Genomic DNA, 15713 nt, shown 5'->3' with positions numbered 1-15713 from the left:
CGGGCGGGCGGCGAGCGGGCGGGCGGCCGGTCAGGACGCCGTGCCCGTCTGCGCGCCCTCGTCGTCCGGCGCCGTGTCCGACGGCGCGGGAGCTGCCGCTGCTCGGGGGAGGAGCGGCAGCACCTCGGATCCCAGCCGCCAGACGTTCAGCTCGGTGGCGGCCAGGTCTCCGGACCCCTCGGCCAGCAGCGCGAACCGGCCGATCCCGGTCCGTTCGGCGGTGGCCGCGAGCCGGTCCGCGCACAGCCGCGGCGGGCCGACCGGGTGCAGCGAGCACAGCATCTCGGTGTAGGCGAGCGGGTCGCGCATCGAACGCGCCCGGCCGTCCACGGTCGTGTGGGCCTCCAGGCCCTGCCGCAGCCAGCCGGGCATCGCCTTGGTGAGCGTCTCCACGGCCTCGTCGCGGGTGTCGGCCACCTGCGCCACCCCGGCCGACACGTGCCCGGCCGCCGCCACGGCCTCCGGGTCCGCCCCAGCCGCCAGCGCCTCGCGCCGCCACAGGGCGACCATCTCCGCCTTCTGCTCGTCCCCGCAGTGCATTCCCAGCAGCATCGGCAGCCCGCGTGCCGCGGCCAGCCGCACGGAGGCGGGGGAGGTGCAGGCGACCAGCACGGGCGGTGCCTCCGGCCCGCCGAGGCCCTGGTCCGGGCGCGGTACGACGGGGACCTCGCGGAAGCGGTAGCGCTCGCCGTCCGCGCCGACGCGCGGCTCGCGCAGCCAGCGCAGCAGCAGGTCCAGCGACTCGGGGAAGCCTCGCTCGTACGCCTCGACGCCGCCGCCGAAGACCTCCAGGTCCACCCAGGGGCCGCCACGGCCGACGCCGAGGGTGAACCGGCCCTCGGAGACGAGGTGCAGCAGCGCGGTCTGCTCGCCCAGGGCGACCGGATGCACGGTGGGGAGCACGCTCACGGCCGTACCCACCTCGATGCGCCGGGTGCGCCCCAGCAGCAGCGCGGCCAGGGTGATCGCCGAGGGGCAGACCCCGTAGGGGACGAAGTGGTGCTCGGCCACCCACACGGAGTCCAGGCCGGCCCGCTCGGCGGCCTCCGCCGAGCGCAGGGCGCGGTGGAGCGCCTCTCCCTGCCCCTGCCCCGGGAACTGCCCCGCCGGCACGAAAGTCCCGATGTGCATCGCCACAGCCTCCTGCCCGGTACCGGGACCGCCCCGGCACCGCCGCGCGACGGCCTGCGGTGGCCCGCGGCGATGTGCGGCGGCCCTCCGAACGGACCGCCGGACGGTCCCCTTGAGGCAACAACGCCTGACACGTGCCAAGGGCACGGCCCGCCGGGATTTTTTTCGGACCGCGCGGGAGGGCGAGGGGAAGACGGGGGAGAGGCGCCGCGGGTGCGCGGCACGGAGCCGTCCGCGACCTGCGTAGGCTGGACGGAGCAGTCCGCCGACGGGCCCCGGAGGCCCCCGAGACCACGTGAGGTGCCTGTTGTCCCCGCGTCGAAACCGCCCGCGCGGCGGTGGCAGGTCCGCCCGCCGCGACGGGGAGGCGGACGGCCGCTACGGCATGGAGCACACCGACGAGTGGCGCGGCGAGGAGTGGGTGGTCCGGCAGATCAGCGGGCAGTCCGCGGCCAAGCACTACCGCTGCCCCGGCTGCGACCAGGAGATCCCGCCCGGGGTGCCGCACGTGGTGGCCTGGCAGCGCGACGGGCGGGTGGACGACCGGCGGCACTGGCACCGGGCGTGCTGGAACGCCAGGGACCGTCGGAGCGCGCGGCTCCAGCGGTCCCGCCAGGCCCCCAGGTACTGACCCGGCGGGGCGGGCGGAGGCGCCCGTCGGACGCCGCGGGCGGAGACGCGGGCGTACGCGCCGATCGGCGCTGCGAGCGCGAGCGTGACGCGAGCCGGCGGCCACGGCAGGCGCCGGGCCCCGTCCGGACCGGGAGGCCACCGGGAAGTTCGGTTCCCGTCCGCCCGTGGGGCCCGCGCGGGGCGCGGCGCCCCCGGAGGGCCGGGGCGGGAAGACGGCGGCGCCCCGCACCGCCCTCGGGCGGTGCGGGGCGCGGTGTCCCACCGTCTGCCGGTGCTGCCGGTCCGTGCCCGGCCTCAGCGCGACTGCTGGGCGGGAACGCCCAGCGACTCCTCGCCGCTGTCGGTGTTCGGCTGCCCGGTCGCGGCGACGGCCGCGCCGGTGAGCGTGGCCAGCATCTCGCGGACGTTGGTGAGCTGGGCGTTGATGCTGTCGCGGCGGTTGGTGAGAGCGGCCAGCTCGCGCTCGGACTCGCTGCGGATGCGGTCGGCCTTGGCGTTGGCGTCGGCCACGATGTCCTCGGCCTGGCGCTGGGCGGTCTCCACCGTCTGGCGGGCGCGGCGCTCGGCGTCGGTGCGCAGCTTCTCGGCCTCCAGGCGGAGCTGCTCGGCGCGGTGCTCGATCTCCGCCAGCCGCTTCTCGGCCTTGGCCTGACGGGACGCCAGGTCGCGCTCGGACTGCTCGCGGCGCTTGGCCAGGTTGGTCTCGAAGTCGGCGGCGGCCTGCGCGGCCTTGGCCCGGGTGTCCTCGAAGAGGGCGTCGGCCTCCTCGCGCTTGGCCTGGGCGTCCTTCTGCGCGTCCGCGCGCAGCGTGGCGGCCTCGCCCTTGGCCTTCTCGACGATACGGGCTCCCTCGTCCTCCGCCTTGGCCTTGCGGTCGGTGGCGTACGCCTCGGCGTCGTTGCGCACCTGCTGCGCGGCGGACTCGGCCAGCTCCCGGTGCTGCTCGGCGGCCCGGCGGGCCTCCTCGCGCAGGTCCTTGGCCTCCTCCTCGGCGAGACGGAGGATCTTCTCGACACGGGCGCCCAGTCCGGCGTACGACGGCTCGGAGTCGTTGATCTGCGCCTGTGCGTTCTGCGTCTCGAGGTGCAGCTCCTCGATGCGCTTCTCCAGCGAGGCGATACGGGCCAGCGCGTTGTCACGGTCGGCGACGAGCTTCGCGATGCGGTCGTCCACCTGACCGCGGTCGTAGCCGCGCCGCACGAGCTCGAAGCCGAAGGGAGAGGTGTTGTCGCTCATGGGGTTCCTGTCGGTCAGACGGGGTCGGACGGGAGAGTGATAGAGGGAATCCTAGGGGGGAAAGCGGCGTGTCTTCGAGAAGATGCCGGTTTGATATGCAGAATGTACGCCCGTTCGAGTGGCTCAGTTCTTGCCCTGTTTGCCGCCGCCATGCGTCGCTCCAGCTCCCGCACCGGCCTTGACCGCTCCGTTCGATCCCCCGTCAGAACCCTTCCCACCCTTGCCTTCCTTGTCGGACTTGCCCCTTCCGGGTGACTCGAAGGACTCCAGGGCCTCCAGTACGTCCTGCACGCGCGAGATCTCGGCGTTGATGTCCTCACGGCGACGGGTCAGCACCTCCAGTTCGCGCTTGCCCTTCTCCAGGGTCCGCTTGGCCTCGGCCTCCGCCTCGGCGAGCACCTTCTCGGCCTCCCGGACGATCGCGGCCTTCTTCTGCTCGGCCTCCTTGAGCAGCCCCTCGGCCTTGCGTACCGCGGCGATACGGACCCTGCTCGCCTCGGAGTCGGCCTCCGAACGGGTCTGACGGGCCTTCTCCCCTGCCTCGGCCAACTGCTCCTCGGCCGCCTTCACCAGCTTGTCCACACGCTCCCCGGCGGACCGCATCGCCTCGGCGGCCTCCCGGCGCGCCCGCTCGTGCAGCTCCTCGACCTCGGCCTCGGTGCGCGAACGCAGCTCCTCGGCCCGCTCCCGGATGGCGCTCGCGTCGCGGCGGGCCTCCTCCAGCATGGTGTCGGAGTCGCTGCGGGACTTCTCCACCAGCGAGGTGCTCTCGGTCCGGGCCCCGGCCACCAGCCGCTCGGCCTCCTTGCGGGCGGCGCCCACCATGGTGTCCGCCTGCTCCTCGGCGGACGCCGCGATGCGTACGGCCTCCTCACGGGCCTCGGCGACCAGCCGGTCGGCCTGCTCGGCCGCGTCGCCCAGCCGCCGCGCCGCCGCCTCACGGGCCTCGTCCCGTACGCGGTCGGCCTCGGCGCGGGTGCGCTCGGCCTCCTCGCCGGCGGTGGACCGGACCCGCTCCGCCTCGGCGATCGCCTCCGAAACGGTGCGTTCCGCCAGCGACTTGGCGGCGTCCGTCTCCTCCTTCGCCTCCCGGCGCAGGGCGGCCGCGGCGTGCTCGGCCGCGGAGCGCAGACCGGCGATCTCCTCCTCGGCCTGCTGGCGCAGCCCCGCGACCGAGTCGCGCACCTGCTGGGCCTTCTGCTCGGCGGCGGAGACCAGTTCGGCGGCCCGCCGCTCGGCCTCGGCCACCAGCCGCTCGGCCTCGGCCTGCGCCTCCTCGACCCGCTTGCGGGCCGAGGCGAGCAACTCCTCGCTCTGCTCCCGGGCCTGGGCCCGCTCCCGGTCCGCCTCCTGACGGGCGCCGGTGAGCAGCTCCTCGGCCTCGCGGCGGCGCCTGGAGGCCTCCTCCTGGGCGGCGGTCAGCGCCTCGGCGGCCTCGGCGCCCATGCGCTCGGCGGCCGCGTCCGCCTCCGCCCGCACCCGGTCGGCCGTCTCCTGCGCCTCGGTGCGCAGCCGCTCGGCCTCGGTCGCCGCCTCGGTGCGCAGCCGCACCGCCAGGGCCTCGCCCTCGGCGCGGGCCTGAGCGGCGTCGGAGACCGCCTCGGTGCGCAGCCGTTCGGCCTCCTCCTCGGCCTGCTCCCGCAGGGTGCGCAGCCGCTCCGCCGACTCCGCGCGCAGCCGCTCGGTCTCGGCGCGGGCCTCCTCGCGCAGCCGCTCGGCCTCCTCGTGGGCCCCGCGCAGCTCCTCCTCGGCGGCGGTCAGCCGCTGCTCGGCCTCCTCACGCAGCCGTTCCAGCTCCACGTCGGCCTCGGCGCGGCGGGCGGCGACGGCCTCCTCGGCCTCCGCACGCAGCCGCCGCCCGGTCTCCTCGGCCTCCTCGCGGGCCCGCTCGGCCTGCTGCTCGGCCGCCGTCCGCAGCTCCTCGGCCTCGGCGCGGGCCCGCTCCAGGGCCTCCTCGGCCTGGCGGCGCAGGGCGGTGGCCCGCTCGATCGCCTCGGTGCGCACCCGCTCGCCCTCGGCCACCGCGGCGCCGCGGGTCTCCTCGGCGTCCGCCTTGGCCTGGCTGAGCAGCTCCTCGGCGCGGCTGGCGGCCTCCTCGATCTGCTGGACGGCCTCGCGACGGGCCTCGCCGCGGATCCGCTCGCCCTCCTCGACCGCGTCGGCGCGCAGCTGCTCGGCCTCGCCGCGCAGCCGCCGCGCGTCCTCCTGGAGCTCGACGGTCCTGGCGCGGTACTCCTCGGTGTCGTCCTTGGCCGCGCCCTTGAGCTGCTCGGCCAGGTCGTGCGCCTCGGCGCGCAGCCGGTCGGCCTCCGCCTCGGCCTCCGCGCGCAGCCGCTCGGCCTCCTCGGTGGCGGCCCGGGTGGTGGCCTTGGCCTCCTCGGACGCCTTGGTGAGCACCTCCTCGGCCGTGCGCGCGGCCTCGGCGAGCTGGGCGGCCGACTCCTCGGCCGACTTGGCGCGAGCGCTCTCGCGGGCCTCGGCGATCAGCCGCTCGGCCTCGGCGCGGGCGTCGGCCCGCACCTGCTCGGCCTCGGCCTCGGCGGCCTCGGCGTCCTTGGTGGCCTCGGCGACCATGCGCGCGATCTCGGCCTTGGCGGTACGCCCGCGCTGCTCGTTCTCCGACTCGGCGTCGGCCAGCCGCTTCGCGGCGGCCTCGCGCGCCTCGGCCAGTACGCGGTCGGCCTCCGCACGGGCCTCGCGCAGCGCCGTCTCGGCCTCCTGCATCCGCTGCTCGGCCTGCCGGGCCAGCGCGGTGGCCTCGCGGCGGGCGGTCTCGGACTCGGCGGCGGTGGAGGTGCGCAGCCGCTCGGCGTGCTCGGTGGCCTCCTGAGCCTGGGTGGAGGCCGCGTTCAGCAGCCGCTCGGCGTCCGCACGGGCCCGGCGCAGCACCTGCTCGGCCTCGGTCCTGGCGGCCTCCGCCTCAGAGTTCAGGCGCTGCCGGGACTGCTCGGTCAGCCGCTGCACCTCGGCGCGGGCCGCGGCCAGGGTCTGCTCGGCCTCGGCCCGCGCCTCGTCCATCAGCCGGCGGGCCTGCGACTCGCTGCGGGCGCGCAGCTGCTCGGCCCAGGCGACGTTCTCGTTGACGTGCGACTCGACGGTCGCGCGGCGCTCGGCCAGCTCCTCGTCCAGCCGCTGGCGGCGGGCGACCGCCTCGGCGTGCAGCTCGGCCTCCATGCGGGCCTGCCGCTCGGCGTGCTCCTGGAGGATCCGCTGGGTCTGGGCCCGGGCCTCGCGCAGCTCGCGCTCGGCGTCCGCGCGCAACTGCTCAGCCTGCGTCTGGGCGTTGCGCAGCAGCTGCTCGGCCTGGTGCGACAGGTTGTCGTAGCCGGCCGGGCGCGCGGCTAGAGCGCGGCGCGCCTCGTGCAGCTTGGCGCGCAGCACTTCGACCTGATAGCCGAGGTCGTCGGCGTGGTCGACCGCCTTGTCCCGCTCGTCCTTCAGCCGCTTCATCTCGGCTTCGAGCTGAGAGAGGTGGTCGTCAGCCTCGTAGCGGTCGTAGCCCCGCACTGCGCGGTCCCATCCGTCCCCTGGTCGTGGTGAAGGTGAACTGACCCTTCGGAGAAATGGTGTCAGATCATCGGCGGAACATGGGACGGGCCCCTGCCGGCCCGCAGCCCCGGCCGAACGGTCACTCTACCGGCCGGGGGAGCGGTCGTCAGTGGTGTGAGGAAGCGGAGGTGACCAGTTCGGTGAGTACGCCGTGGCAGTCCTTGGGGTGGAGGAAGGTGATACGGGAGCCCATCGAACCGGTGCGCGGCTCGTCGTACAGCACCCGGACGCCCTTGTCGCGGATCGCCTCGGCCTCGCCGTCGACGTCCGCGGTGCCGAAGGCGATGTGGTGCACGCCCTCGCCGTTCTTCGCCAGCCACTTGGCCACCGTGGAGTCCTCGCGGGTCGGTTCCAGGAGCTGGAGGTAGGAGGCGCCGCCGTCGTCCGTGCCGTTGATCCGCAGCATGGCCTCGCGCACCCCCTGCTCCTCGTTCACCTCGGTGTGGAACACCTCGAAGCCGTAGGTGGCACGGTAGAACTCAACCGTCTTGTCCAGGTCGAAACAGGCGATACCGATGTGGTCGATGCGCGTCAGCATGGAAGACAGTGCACCGTCTCGGAGTGTGGTTACGCAACGTGCGCACGGTCACACCGACCGACCGGTGACCCGGGACGGTACCGCTCAGTACATTGGCGATAACCCTCGTTAACTCCCTGCTCCGAAGGGGCCGCACCGTGACCGAAAAGACGAACCCCGAGACCCGTTCGGCGTCCGCCGCCACCTCCGTGATCGTCGCGGGCGCCCGTACGCCCATGGGCCGCCTGCTGGGCTCGCTGAAGACCTTCTCCGGCGCCGACCTGGGCGGCTTCGCCATCAAGGCGGCCCTGGACCGCGCGGGCATCGGCGGGGACCAGGTCGAGTACGTGATCATGGGCCAGGTGCTCCAGGCCGGCGCCGGGCAGATTCCCGCGCGCCAGGCCGCGGTGAAGGCCGGCATCCCGATGAACGTCCCCGCGCTGACGATCAACAAGGTCTGCCTGTCGGGTCTGGACGCCATCGCGCTGGCCGACCAGCTCATCCGCGCCGGAGAGTTCGACGTGGTCGTCGCCGGCGGTCAGGAGTCCATGACGAACGCCCCCCACCTGCTGCCGAAGTCCCGCGAGGGCTTCAAGTACGGCGCGGTGCAGATGCTGGACGCCATGGCCCACGACGGCCTGACCGACTCCTTCGAGAACGTCGCCATGGGCGAGTCCACCGAGAAGCACAACACCCGCCTGGGCATCGGCCGCGCCGAGCAGGACGAGATCGCCGCCCTCTCCCACCAGCGGGCCGCCACCGCACAGAAGAACGGCCTGTTCGACGCCGAGATCACCCCGGTGGAGATCCCGCAGCGCAAGGGCGACCCGATCCTGTTCTCCAAGGACGAGGGCATCCGGCCCGAGACCACCGCCGAGTCCCTGGGCAAGCTGCGCCCGGCCTTCGCCAAGGACGGCACCATCACCGCCGGAACCTCCTCCCAGATCTCCGACGGCGCCGCCGCGGTGGTCGTGATGAGCAAGGCCCGGGCCGAGGAGCTGGGCCTGGAGTGGATCGCCGAGATCGGCGCCCACGGCAACGTGGCCGGCCCGGACAACTCCCTGCAGTCGCAGCCGTCCAACGCCATCCGCCACGCCCTGGGGAAGGACGGCCTGGAGGTCGGCGACCTCGACCTGGTCGAGATCAACGAGGCGTTCGCGGCCGTCGCGGTGCAGTCGATGAAGGACCTCGGCATCGACCACGAAAAGGTGAACGTCAACGGCGGCGCGATCGCGCTGGGTCACCCGATCGGTATGTCCGGCGCGCGCATCGTGCTCCACCTCGCCCTGGAGCTCAAGCGCCGCGGCGGCGGTGTCGGCGCCGCCGCGCTGTGCGGCGGCGGCGGTCAGGGCGACGCCCTGATCGTTCGGGTGCCGAAGAAGTGACGGAGCGGTCGCACGGGGCCGCACGCCGCACGTGAGGCAGGTGAGGCACGTGACGGGTGCGGGCCCGTGTGACCGGCGGCACGGCGGCGCGCGAGCGGCGCGGGGAAGAATGACGGCCGGACCAGGCGGCCGACCACAGCGGCCGCCAGGCGGCCGACAAGGGCCGGCGACGGCCGAGTATCGCGAGGAGCGCAGCACGTATGGCGGTGGACGTCCCCGGACTGGTGGAGCAGGCACGGCAGGGCAGGCCCCGGGCCGTGGCCCGGCTGATCTCGCTGGTTGAGGGGGCGTCCCCGCAGCTCAGGGAGGTCATGGCGGCGCTGGCGCCGCTGACGGGCAACGCGTACGTCGTCGGTCTGACCGGCTCGCCGGGGGTGGGCAAGTCCACCTCCACCTCGGCGCTGGTGAGCGCGTACCGCAGGGCCGGCAGGCGGGTCGGCGTCCTCGCGGTGGACCCCTCCTCCCCGTTCTCCGGCGGCGCGCTGCTGGGCGACCGGGTGCGGATGTCAGAGCACGCCTCCGACCCCGGCGTCTACATCCGCTCCATGGCCACCCGCGGCCACCTCGGCGGCCTGGCCTGGGCCGCCCCGCAGGCCATCCGCGTCCTGGACGCGGCCGGCTGCGACGTCGTCCTGGTCGAGACGGTCGGCGTCGGCCAGTCCGAGGTCGAGATCGCCTCGCAGGCCGACACCTCCGTCGTCCTCCTGGCGCCCGGCATGGGCGACGGCATCCAGGCCGCCAAGGCCGGGATCCTGGAGATCGGCGACGTGTACGTGGTCAACAAGGCCGACCGCGACGGTGCGGACGCCACCGCCCGCGAGCTCAACCACATGCTGGGCCTCGGCGAGGCCCGGAAGCCCGGCGACTGGCGCCCGCCGATCGTCAAGACCGTCGCCGCGCGAGGCGAGGGCGTCGACGAGGTGGTCGAGGCGCTGGAGAAGCACCGCGCCTGGATGGAGGAGCGCGGAGTGCTCGCCGAGCGCCGCCGGGCGCGCGCGGCCCGCGAGGTGGAGACCATCGCGGTGACCGCGCTGCGCGAGCGCATCGGCGATCTGCACGGCGACCGCCGCCTGGACGCGCTGGCCGAGCGGATCGCGAGCGGGACGCTCGACCCGTACTCGGCGGCCGACGAACTGGTGGCGGGGCTGACGGGGGATTGAGCCCCGCCGGGGGCGGTCGTCAGTCCTCGCGGCGGTCGTCGCGGTCGTCGTCGCCCTTGTCGTCGTCCCGGTCGTCCTTGCCGTCGTCGATGTCGGCACCGCGGTCGCCGTCCCGGTCGTCGCGGTCGTCGTCGCCCTTGTCGTCGTCCCGGTCGTCCGACCCGGCGCTCCGCTCCAGCACGTCGGCGCTGTCCGCGTCCACCGAGACCTCGTGCCAGGTGCCGTCCTCGCCCAGGACGTCGACCTCCCAGACCGGCCGGTCGCTGTCGTCGTCCTCCAGCTCGGCGGACTCCGCCGTGCCCGGTACGGCCTTCAGCGCGGCAGCGACGGCCTCCTGGAGGGTGACCCCGGCACCGCGCAGCGTCCGCGACTCGTCCCGGTCGTCGTCGTCGCGGTCGTCACCCTTGTCGTCGCCCCGGCTGTCGTCGCCGCGGTCGTCGGCTTCGTCGTCCCGGTCACCGGTGTCGGCGCCGGCCCGCAGGCTCGCGGCCAGAGCGTCCTGAGCGGTGTCGTCGTCGGCGAAGGCGAGGGTGCTCCCGCCGACGGCGAGGGCGGCGGTGGCGACGGCGGCGACGACCAGCTTGCGGTTCATGGTTGGTTTCCTCCCTGGAGACGGGGTCTCGCGTCTGACGTGGAACACCGTCCCAGGGCGCGGCTGAAGGCATCCTGAAAGCACCTGAAGATCTCTTCAGCTCCCTTTTGGCAGGCTGGCCCCATGCGCGTACTGATCGTGGAGGACGAGAAGCGGCTCGCCCTGTCACTGGCCAGGGGCCTGACGGCCGAAGGGTTCGCCGTCGACGTGGCCCACGACGGGAGGGACGGGCTGCACCGGGCGACCGAGGGCTCGTACGACCTGATCGTCCTCGACATCATGCTGCCGGGCATGAACGGCTACCGCGTCTGCTCGGCCCTGCGCGCCGCCGGGGACGAGACGCCGATCCTGATGCTGACGGCCAAGGACGGCGAGTACGACGAGGCCGAGGGTCTGGACACCGGCGCCGACGACTACCTCACCAAGCCGTTCGCCTACGTGGTGCTGCTCGCCCGGGTGCGGGCGCTGCTGCGCCGCCGCACCCGGGGCGGGGCGCCCGTGCTGCGGGTGGGCGGGCTGACCGTGGACCCCGCCGCGCGGCGGGTGACCCTGGAGGGGCGCGAAGTGGCGCTGACGGCCAAGGAGTTCGCCGTGCTGGAGTACCTGGCGGTACGCGCCGGGGAGGTGGTCTCCAAGTCGGAGGTCCTCGAACACGTCTGGGACTTCGCCTACGAGGGCGACGTCAACATCGTCGAGGTGTACGTCAGCGCGCTGCGCCGCAAGCTGGGCAGCGCGGCGATCGCCACCGTGCGCGGCGCCGGATACCGGCTGGTGAGGCCCGGTGCGTAGGCCCGCGCTCTCCCCGCTCGCCTGGCTCACCGTCCGGGCGCGCGCCGCGCTCGGCGCCACGCTCGTGGTGGCGGTGGCCCTGGTGGCCGCCGGGATCGGGGTGGTCGAGGTGCTCCGCGGGGGCCTGGCCGAGAACGCCCGGCTGCACGCCGAGACCACCGCCCGCGAGGTCGCCGCCGGGGTCGCCGACGTGCCGGCGGACCGGGTGGCGGAGGTGGAGGCGCTGGCGGACGACGAACCGGTGCAGGTCGTGGACGCCTCCGGCGCGGTGCTCGGAGCCGGTGAGCCGCTGCGCGGACGCGGGCCCGTGGCCGACTTCAACAGGCCGGACGAGCCCCGGCAGGCGCCCGCCACGCCCTCCCCGGAGGACGGCGGCGAGGACGGCGGCGAGGACGACGACGGTGACGACCGCGACGACCGCGACGACGACGATGACCGCGACGACGGCGCCACTCCGGAGCCGTCCGACGAGCCCGTCGCGGTGGACCGCAACAGCGTCACCCGGACCGTCGCCCTGCCCGTCGACGGGGACGGCGAGGTGACCTACGACCGCTCCCGGGCGGTGGCGACGCAGGACTTCCGCCTGGTCGCCGTGCAGAGCGTCACCCGCGACCGCGTCCCCGTCACCGTCTACGCCGGCGCCTCCCTCGCGGAGCAGGAGGAGGCCGTCTCGACCGTCACCGGCACCATGCTCGCCGGACTGCCCGCGCTGCTCGCCGTCGTCGGGGGCGTTACCTGGCTGGTCACCCGGGGCGCGCTGCGCCCGGTGGAGGGCATCCGGCGGGAGATGGCGGCCATCGCGGCCGGCAGCGACCTGTCCCGGCGCGTGCCCGAGCCCCCCTCCCGCGACGAGGTGGCACGCCTGGCGCGGACCACCAACGAGACGTTGAGCGCCCTGGAGGCGTCCGTCGAGCGGCAGCGCCGCTTCGTCGCCGACGCCTCGCACGAGCTGCGCAGCCCGATCGCCTCTCTGCGCACCCAGCTGGAGGTCGCCGCCGCCCACCCCGGGCTGCTCGACATCGACGGCGCGGTCCACGACACCGTACGGCTGCAGGCGCTCGCCGCCGACCTGCTGCTGCTGGCCCGCCTGGACGCCGGGGAGCGCCCCGGGGACGCGCGGGTGGACCTGTACGCGCTGGTGCGGGAGGAACTGGCGCAGCGCACCGGCGACCGGGTCGCCGTCGCCCTGGAGGACGGCGAGGACGGGGAGCCGGTGGAGGTGGCCGGCTCGCGCGGTCAGCTCGCCCGGGTGCTCGGCAACCTGCTGGACAACGCCCAGCGCCACGCGGCCTCCCGCGTCCGGGTGCGGGTGGGCCGCGAGCACGGGCAGGCCGTGCTGGAGGTCGCCGACGACGGCGCCGGGGTGCCGGAGGAGGAGCGGGAGAGGATCTTCGAGAGGTTCGTACGGCTGGACGACGCGCGCAGCCGGGACGACGGCGGCGCCGGACTGGGGCTGGCCATCGCCCGCGACGTGGCGGTCCGGCACGGCGGAGGCCTCACCGTCGGCCGGGCGGCCGGGGGCGGGGCGCTGTTCACCCTGCGGCTGCCCGCCGCGGCCCCGGCCCCGCCCGGGCGGGACGGGCGGGCCGGGGATTCCGGGCGGGCTTAGGGAACGTTGCTGTCGCCGATCCAGTCCAGGGTGTCGGTCCCGCCCCCGTCATCCCACTTGATCTTGATGCTCTCGCCGTCCGAGGTTTTGTTGGCGGTGCCGGCGATGTACTCCTCGTCGTCGCCCTCGCCGCACTTGAGCGCCATCCGGTAGCCGCGGCTCTGGTTCTCGCCGATCCCCACGCATATGCCGTCGCCGCCGAACTCGATCCAGGAGACCGAGTTCTTCCCCTCGGCCTCCCCGCTCTCGAACACCTTGCCGACGGTCAGCGTTTTGGCACCCTCGCCCTGCCACTGCCCCTTGAAGTCGTTCCGGGAGGGCGGCTCCCCGGTCGGTTCGTCGGTGGGCTCGTAGTCGTCGAGCGGGTCCTCCGCCGTCTCCTCGGGGGTCGGCTCCACCGGCTCCTCCGCCTCCTGCGACGGCTCGGGGGAGAGACTCGGGGACGGGCTCACGGTGGCGGCCGCGCCGGGCTCGCCGTCGTCGTCACCGACCGCCAGGTAGACCCCGCCTCCGATGAGGGCGAGCGCCACCACGGCGCCGCCGACGATGAGGGCCACCCTGCCCTTCGCGCCCTTCGGCCCGCCGCCTCCGCCGCCCTGCGGGGGCGGGGGATAGGCGGCGTACGGGTTGGGCTGCCCGTAGGGCTGCTGGGGCGGCTGCCCGCCCTGGGGGTAGGCGTAGCCGGACTGCCCGCCCTGGGGGTACGCCGCCGGGCCGCCGTAACCCGGGGGAGGCGCCTGCGGAGGCCCGCCCTGCGGCGGCGGGGGCGGCTGCTGCTGGGGCTGCTGCGGCTGCCCGCCCGGGTACTGCGGAGGGCCGAAGCCGTCGTGCGGCGGCTGGCCCGGTGGTGGCTGGCTCATCGGAGGTCACCTCTGGCGCGGGTCCGGCGGCAGAGGACCCTCCCGCTCGTCCGGTCCAGCGCTCCCCCGGAAAGGGCCGGTCAGCCGCGGACCCGCCGCGTCTTGTCCGTCACGGCAGTCGAGCGGGTCCCCCTCATCATCCCCCAAGAACTCCCCCCGGGGCGCGGGGGTTCGGCGGGGCGCCTCAGCCGCGCCCGCGCTCAGCCGCGCCCGCGCAGCGACCGCAGATGCTCGGCGACCGGGACCAGCGAGCCGTGCAGCCCGCCGAGCGCCTCGGGCGTGAGCAGGTCGATGAAGTGGCGCCGCACCGAGGCGACGTGGTGCGGCGCCACCTCGCGCATCGTCCTCCAACCGTGCTCGGTCAGCACCGCGAACAGCCCGCGCCTGTCGGACTCGCAGTTCTCCCGGCGCACCAGCCCGGCCTTCTCCATGCGGGTGATCTGGTGGGACAGGCGGCTCTTGGACTGCAGGGTGGCGGCGGCCAGATCGCTCATCCGCATCCGGTGGTCGTCCGACTCGGAGAGGTTCACCAGGATCTCGTAGTCGTTCATGGTCAGCCCGAACGGCTGGAGGTCCCGCTCCAGTTGGTGCGTGAGGAGCCTGTTGACATCGAGGTGGACGCGCCAGGCGCGCTGCTCCTCTCCGCTCAGCCAGCGGGTTTCCTTGTCGCTCTCCATGCCGTCGGACTCTACCCGGCGACCGGGAGCGCTCTCGCTGCGGACCCTCACCGCGGGAAGTGATCCGGTCACAGTCCGAAACGGCGCTGGATGTCGCCCAACTGGCCCGGGAGCTGAGGCATCTGCTGCCCGCCGCGCCCGCCGTGTCCGCCGCCCGCGCCGGGGACGCCCGGCTGCGACGGCGCGGGGGCGCCGGTGTCCCGTTCCTCCAACAGCGCCTCGGTCGACTGGATCAGCACCGTGCCCGCCCCGGTGAAGTCGAACTGGTGCTCCTCGCCGGAGACTCCGCCGATCCCGGTCATCGCCCGCAGCCCGCCGAGCACGCCGCGCATGTACTGGTGGTCGTAGTGGTGGCAGGGCGAGGGGCAGTCCGCCCAGCCGACCAGCGCCTGCGGATCGACCCGGACCGGCGGCTCCACGAAGTGCACCTCGCCGTTGGAGGCGGCCACGAACTTCCCCGTTCCCAGCAGGGTCACGAAACCGGGGATGATCGACTGCTTCAGCGCCAGGCTCGGCTCGAAGGCCAGCAGGTTGCCCGAGCGGATGGTGAGGTTGCCGTCCTGAAGGTCGTACGAGTTCACGTCGAAGGCGCGGTCGGCGAGCAGCATCTTGCCCTTGCCCTCGGCGACCACCCAGTCCGAGGCGTGCAGCGGGGAGTGGAAGCTGGTGGCGACCAGCCGGTCCAGGGGGCCGTGGCCGATGCCGTTGAAAGTGATCTGCCCGTAGTAGGCGATCATCTTCCCCTTCTGCAGGAACCACCGGCCCGACAGGTCCACGCAGAACGTGTAGGAGTCGACGTTGTCGTTCGACGGCAGTGTGTGGGCGTCGTGGACGATCGGAGTGTTCAAAGCTTCTCCTCGCTGGCCTGTACGAACACCTCGCCCTGCCCGGACAGTTCCAGCTGGAACGCCTCGCCCGAGCCGCGCCCGACCATGTCCCGCCAGCCGAGCGCCGTGGAGAGCTTGTTGCGTACGTCCCCGTGGTGGGCGACGTACGCCTGCGGGTCGACGTGGACGGGGCGGCCCGGGGTGATCGGGAGCCGGATCACCCCGCCGTGGGCCATCACGGCCACCGAGCCGTGCCCGGAGAGCGTCGTGGTGAACAGCCCCTGCCCGGTCACCTGGCCGCGCACCATGCCCATGACCCCGCCCTGGGAGCCCATGAACATCGTGCCCTGCTCCAGCGTCCCGTCGAAGGCGAGCAGCCGGTCGGCCTCCACATAGAGGGTGTCGCCGGACAGCTCGACCACCTCGACGTGGTGGCCGCCGTGGCCGAACAGCACCGTGCCGTCGCCCTCGACCACCATCAGCGGAGCCGCCTCGCCGGCCAGCCGCCGCCCGATCATCGAGCCGATGCCGCCCTGGCCGCCCTGGATGCTGGGCGTGAAGGAGACCTCGCCCTTGTACGCGATCATCGCGCCGCGCTGGCTGAACATCCGCTGCCCGGGCGCCACCCGGGCCTCGACCATCTTGGAGCTGATCTCCCGGAACGGCATCAAGCACCCCCTTCGTGAGCTTCTCCGCCCGTGCGGCGCGGAGGTGCGGGTTCGGTGGTCGTCTGCGGGCCGGTGGCCGC

At 74.3% G+C, this 15713-nt stretch carries 14 protein-coding genes; 5 read left to right on the top strand and 9 right to left on the bottom strand.

Annotation, left to right across the window (positions count from 1 at the left end):
- Positions 1-30 precede the first annotated feature (30 nt).
- Entirely contained in the window at positions 31-1131 is a 1101-nt protein-coding gene (locus ACW69E_RS07920; protein WP_457497473.1) for an LLM class flavin-dependent oxidoreductase, read from the bottom strand.
- 307 nt (positions 1132-1438) lie between these two features.
- Here ACW69E_RS07920 and ACW69E_RS07915 point away from each other — a divergent pair, with 307 nt between their 5' ends.
- A complete protein-coding gene (locus tag ACW69E_RS07915; RefSeq protein ID WP_237878627.1) occupies positions 1439-1762 on the top strand; it encodes an ATP/GTP-binding protein in 324 nt (107 codons plus the stop codon).
- 296 nt (positions 1763-2058) lie between these two features.
- Here ACW69E_RS07915 and ACW69E_RS07910 read toward each other — a convergent pair whose 3' ends face one another.
- The 3 genes from ACW69E_RS07910 to mce form a co-directional block, all read right to left on the bottom strand.
- Entirely contained in the window at positions 2059-3000 is a 942-nt protein-coding gene (locus ACW69E_RS07910) for a cellulose-binding protein (protein WP_457497472.1), read from the bottom strand.
- Between the two features lie 123 nt (positions 3001-3123).
- Entirely contained in the window at positions 3124-6507 is a 3384-nt protein-coding gene (gene scy, locus ACW69E_RS07905; RefSeq protein WP_457497471.1) for a polarized growth protein Scy, read from the bottom strand.
- A 148-nt stretch (positions 6508-6655) separates the two neighbouring features.
- A complete protein-coding gene (mce, locus tag ACW69E_RS07900; RefSeq protein ID WP_457497470.1) occupies positions 6656-7087 on the bottom strand; it encodes a methylmalonyl-CoA epimerase in 432 nt (143 codons plus the stop codon).
- Between the two features lie 137 nt (positions 7088-7224).
- On the opposite strand from mce, the gene ACW69E_RS07895 reads away from it, so the two are divergent.
- Together ACW69E_RS07895 and meaB are read left to right on the top strand one after the other, a co-directional pair.
- Positions 7225-8451, top strand: coding sequence for an acetyl-CoA C-acetyltransferase (locus ACW69E_RS07895; protein ID WP_457497469.1), 1227 nt, complete (start codon positions 7225-7227; stop codon positions 8449-8451).
- A gap of 200 nt (positions 8452-8651) precedes the next feature.
- Positions 8652-9611 (top strand): methylmalonyl Co-A mutase-associated GTPase MeaB, encoded by a 960-nt coding sequence (gene meaB, locus ACW69E_RS07890; RefSeq protein ID WP_457497468.1) that lies wholly within the window; start codon positions 8652-8654, stop codon positions 9609-9611.
- A 19-nt stretch (positions 9612-9630) separates the two neighbouring features.
- On the opposite strand, the gene ACW69E_RS07885 is transcribed toward meaB, so the two are convergent.
- Positions 9631-10203 (bottom strand): PepSY domain-containing protein, encoded by a 573-nt coding sequence (locus ACW69E_RS07885; protein WP_457497467.1) that lies wholly within the window; start codon positions 10201-10203, stop codon positions 9631-9633.
- 123 nt (positions 10204-10326) lie between these two features.
- Here ACW69E_RS07885 and ACW69E_RS07880 point away from each other — a divergent pair, with 123 nt between their 5' ends.
- The gene (locus ACW69E_RS07880; RefSeq protein WP_457497466.1) at positions 10327-10992 is read left to right on the top strand and encodes a response regulator transcription factor; all 666 of its coding nucleotides are present in this window, start codon (positions 10327-10329) and stop codon (positions 10990-10992) included.
- Positions 10985-12601: a sensor histidine kinase gene (locus tag ACW69E_RS07875; protein WP_457497465.1), complete on the top strand. Its 1617-nt coding sequence runs from the start codon at positions 10985-10987 to the stop codon at positions 12599-12601. Before ACW69E_RS07880 ends, ACW69E_RS07875 begins: the two co-directional genes overlap by 8 nt.
- Here ACW69E_RS07875 and ACW69E_RS07870 read toward each other — a convergent pair.
- The 4 genes from ACW69E_RS07870 to ACW69E_RS07855 form a co-directional block, all read right to left on the bottom strand.
- Entirely contained in the window at positions 12598-13461 is an 864-nt protein-coding gene (locus tag ACW69E_RS07870) for a hypothetical protein (protein WP_457497464.1), read from the bottom strand. The genes ACW69E_RS07875 and ACW69E_RS07870 overlap by 4 nt on opposite strands.
- 200 nt (positions 13462-13661) lie before the next feature.
- Positions 13662-14138 carry a MarR family winged helix-turn-helix transcriptional regulator gene (locus tag ACW69E_RS07865; protein ID WP_457497463.1) on the bottom strand — a complete coding sequence of 159 codons (477 nt, stop codon included), beginning with the start codon at positions 14136-14138 and terminating at the stop codon, positions 13662-13664.
- 68 nt (positions 14139-14206) lie between these two features.
- On the bottom strand, positions 14207-14986 hold the full coding sequence (locus tag ACW69E_RS07860) for an AIM24 family protein (protein ID WP_457497462.1): 780 nt from the start codon (positions 14984-14986) through the stop codon (positions 14207-14209).
- Positions 14983-15633, bottom strand: a complete 651-nt coding sequence (locus ACW69E_RS07855; protein ID WP_457497461.1) for an AIM24 family protein — start codon at positions 15631-15633, stop codon at positions 14983-14985. The genes ACW69E_RS07860 and ACW69E_RS07855 overlap by 4 nt, the downstream gene beginning before the upstream one ends.
- Between the last annotated feature and the right edge of the window lie 80 nt (positions 15634-15713).

Source organism: Streptomyces sp. SS8 (genome assembly GCF_054072955.1).
This window is presented reverse-complemented; position numbering and strand designations above follow the sequence as displayed.

What these genes read in the sequence shown, in the direction of transcription:
- ACW69E_RS07885 (WP_457497467.1), bottom strand. Translation starts at nt 10,203, where the DNA reads ATGAACCGCAAGCTGGTCGTCGCCGCCGTCGCCACCGCCGCCCTCGCC.
- meaB (WP_457497468.1), top strand. Translation starts at nt 8,652, where the DNA reads ATGGCGGTGGACGTCCCCGGACTGGTGGAGCAGGCACGGCAGGGCAGG.
- ACW69E_RS07910 (WP_457497472.1), bottom strand. Translation starts at nt 3,000, where the DNA reads ATGAGCGACAACACCTCTCCCTTCGGCTTCGAGCTCGTGCGGCGCGGC.
- ACW69E_RS07865 (WP_457497463.1), bottom strand. Translation starts at nt 14,138, where the DNA reads ATGGAGAGCGACAAGGAAACCCGCTGGCTGAGCGGAGAGGAGCAGCGC.
- ACW69E_RS07880 (WP_457497466.1), top strand. Translation starts at nt 10,327, where the DNA reads ATGCGCGTACTGATCGTGGAGGACGAGAAGCGGCTCGCCCTGTCACTG.
- ACW69E_RS07855 (WP_457497461.1), bottom strand. Translation starts at nt 15,633, where the DNA reads ATGCCGTTCCGGGAGATCAGCTCCAAGATGGTCGAGGCCCGGGTGGCG.
- mce (WP_457497470.1), bottom strand. Translation starts at nt 7,087, where the DNA reads ATGCTGACGCGCATCGACCACATCGGTATCGCCTGTTTCGACCTGGAC.
- ACW69E_RS07870 (WP_457497464.1), bottom strand. Translation starts at nt 13,461, where the DNA reads ATGAGCCAGCCACCACCGGGCCAGCCGCCGCACGACGGCTTCGGCCCT.
- ACW69E_RS07920 (WP_457497473.1), bottom strand. Translation starts at nt 1,131, where the DNA reads ATGCACATCGGGACTTTCGTGCCGGCGGGGCAGTTCCCGGGGCAGGGG.